3 protein-coding genes are annotated in these 2,847 nt (G+C 65.0%); 1 reads left to right on the forward strand and 2 read right to left on the reverse strand.

The genetic code is table 11. The features are described 5' to 3' along the window. Positions 1-155: 155 nt before the first annotated feature. Both VJS90_RS20820 and VJS90_RS20825 read right to left on the reverse strand, forming a co-directional pair. Positions 156-887, reverse strand: coding sequence for a thioesterase II family protein (locus VJS90_RS20820; RefSeq protein ID WP_324123516.1), 732 nt, complete (start codon positions 885-887; stop codon positions 156-158). Positions 888-1,079: 192 nt separating this feature from the next. Further along, complete coding sequence (locus VJS90_RS20825; protein ID WP_324123518.1) at positions 1,080-1,481, reverse strand: hypothetical protein; 402 nt, start codon at positions 1,479-1,481, stop codon at positions 1,080-1,082. A gap of 115 nt (positions 1,482-1,596) precedes the next feature. Between VJS90_RS20825 and ppnN the strand changes: the two genes are divergently transcribed. Beyond that, a partial coding sequence (gene ppnN, locus VJS90_RS20830; protein ID WP_324123517.1) for a nucleotide 5'-monophosphate nucleosidase PpnN occupies positions 1,597-2,847 on the forward strand: 1,251 nt, incomplete at its 3' end.

The following is a 2,847-nucleotide window of genomic DNA, read 5'->3' on the forward strand; positions in this document are numbered from 1 at the left end:
GTCGCCGCCCGCGTCGACCAACAGTGAACGGCTGTTGCCGAGCAGCCCTTTGCGGGCAATGGTGAACCGGAGCGACATCCTGACACCTCATCGTTCTTGAATGAGGCGTCAGTTGAACATCAGGCCAAGGCCAGGTCTGTCAGCTCTGGCCAGGGTCAGGCCGGGGAAAACTGCGCCGAGGTCTTGCGAAACGCCTCCAGCGCCGTGGCGACAACGCCTAGCACCTGCGCCTCATGCTGGTGGATGAAGAAATGCCCGCCCGGGAACATCCGCAGCGAAAACGCCCCTGTCGTCTCGCCTCGCCAGGCCAGCAGCTGCTCCTGGCTTGCGCGATCATCCTCGCCGCCTAGCACATGCAACGCGCAGCGCAGCTTCGGCCGCTGGCGATAGGCATAGCGTCCGCACATCAGGAAGTCGGCGCGCAGCACTGGCAGGGTCAGGCTCATGAGTTCGCGGTTGGCGAGAACTTCCTCAGGGGTGCCGTTGAGCTCGCGCAGGTCGTTGATCAGCTCGGCATCGGTTTTCGGGTTGCGCCAGTGTTCGCCATCGTAGTCCTCGCGCCGGGTGGGCGCCGCGGTGCCACAGGCGAGCAGCGCTACCGGCCCAGGACAGCCCATGGCTTCAAGCGCGTGGGCCAGTTCGAAGGCTAGCAGCGCGCCCAGGCTATGGCCGAGGATGGCATAGGGCGTCGTCAGCAGTTGCTCGCCGGCCAGCTGGCGGGCGAGTGCCTGCATGTCGGTCTGCAAAGGCTCGCCCAGGCGCGTGCCACGCCCGGGCAGTTCGACCGGGCGTACCTGCAACCAGGCAGGCAGACTGCGTCGCCAGCGGCTATAGACCATGGCGCTGGCGCCGGAATACGGCAGGCACAGCAATGTCAGTTCGGACACGCGCGCTCCTTCGTCAGGCCGGCGCAACGCGCCGTGGGCTGGAATGCGAGCGACTCGGGGTCGAACACGAAAACCATGCCTGTCTCCTTGAAAATCATGCCTGTCTCCTTGATGTGGCATTCCTGCTGGGCCCGCTGCGGGGGACGATGACGGAAAGGACGATCGTCATGGTAAAGAAATTACCCTGGCGGCTCAGGCATCACGCAACAGGTCGTGAGCATCGAGCAACCCGAACGCCACCTGCGGATTACGCTCGAGCCCCCTGCGAATCGCAGCCGGTAGTGCCTGGCGGGTCTTGCGGCACAGGCCAGGCTGCTCTTGCAGCTCGATCTGGATGCCGCGCATGGTGCGCACCTCGTTGAACCCCGGCGCAATACGCACGCGAATGCCCAGTTGTTCGTAGAGGCGCTGCTGGAGATGGGTCAGGTCGTCCAGGCTTTTCACGTTTTCAAGGCGTTCGACCAGGCGCTTTTCCTCGGCGCGGGTCAGCAGCAGGATGCGCTGCGCGTCCGCGGGCCCGTCGTGCAGCCGTTCGCGCCCGCAGGTGCAGGCGCCGGGTGGGCACGGTTGGCGAAGCGGCAGGTTGGCGTTCATGAGGCCAAGCATAGCCGGTGGCCGCCAGGACCACATCGCCCTGTATGCAGCGGCCCATGATTATGGGTATGGTGATGGTCAAGTAGGAAGATTGACCCGCACAGGAAAACCCAGCATGCCTCAACGCAATGTCATCAACGCATCCGTCAGCCCCAAAGGCAGCCTGGAGACGCTGTCGCAACGTGAAGTCCAGCAACTGAGTGAAGTCGGCACCGGCACCCTGTACACCCTGTTCCGCCAGTGCGCGCTGGCCATTCTCAACACTGGCGCGCATGTCGACAACGCCAAGACCATCCTTGAGGCCTACAAGGACTTCGAGGTGCGTATCCACCAGCAGGACCGCGGCGTGCGCCTGGAACTGCTCAATGCCCCTGGCGCTGCCTTCGTCGATGGCGAGATGATCGCCAGCACCCGCGAGATGCTGTTCAGCGCCCTGCGCGACATCGTCTACACCGAAAGCGAGCTGGCCAGCCAGCGCATCGACCTGGAAAGCTCCCAGGGCATCACCGACTACGTCTTCCACCTGCTGCGCAACGCGCGCACCCTGCGCCCGGGCGTGGAGCCCAAGCTGGTGGTGTGCTGGGGCGGGCACTCGATCAGCAGCGAGGAGTACCAGTACACCAAGAAGGTCGGCCATGAGCTGGGCCTGCGCAAGCTGGATGTGTGCACAGGCTGCGGGCCTGGCGTGATGAAGGGCCCGATGAAGGGCGCGACCATCGCCCACGCCAAGCAGCGCATGCACGGCAGCCGCTATCTGGGGCTGACCGAGCCGGGCATCATCGCCGCCGAGGCGCCCAACCCGATCGTCAACGAGCTGGTGATCCTGCCGGACATCGAGAAGCGGCTGGAGGCCTTTGTCCGTGTGGGCCACGGCATCATCATCTTCCCCGGCGGCGCCGGCACCGCCGAGGAATTCCTCTACCTGCTCGGCATCCTGATGCACCCCGACAACCAGGCCCTGCCCTTCCCGGTCGTGCTTACCGGGCCGAAGAGCGCCGAGCCCTACCTGCAGCAGCTGCACGACTTTGTCGGCTCGACCTTGGGCGAGCAGGCGCAGCGTCATTACTCGATCATCATCGACGACCCTGCCGAAGTGGCGCGGCGCATGGTCGACGGGCTCAAGGAGGTCAAGCAGTTCCGCCGCGAGCGCAACGATGCCTTCCATTTCAACTGGCTGCTGAAGATCGAGGAGAGCTTCCAGCGGCCCTTCGACCCGACCCACGAGAACATGGCCAACCTGGCCCTGCACCGCGAGCTGCCACCCCACGAACTGGCCGCCAACCTGCGCCGGGCCTTCTCGGGCATCGTCGCGGGCAACGTCAAGGACAAGGGCATCCGCCTGATCGAAGAACACGGCCCCTACCAG

This window comes from Pseudomonas sp., assembly GCF_035277045.1.
Taxonomy (GTDB): Bacteria; Pseudomonadota; Gammaproteobacteria; order Pseudomonadales; family Pseudomonadaceae; genus Aquipseudomonas.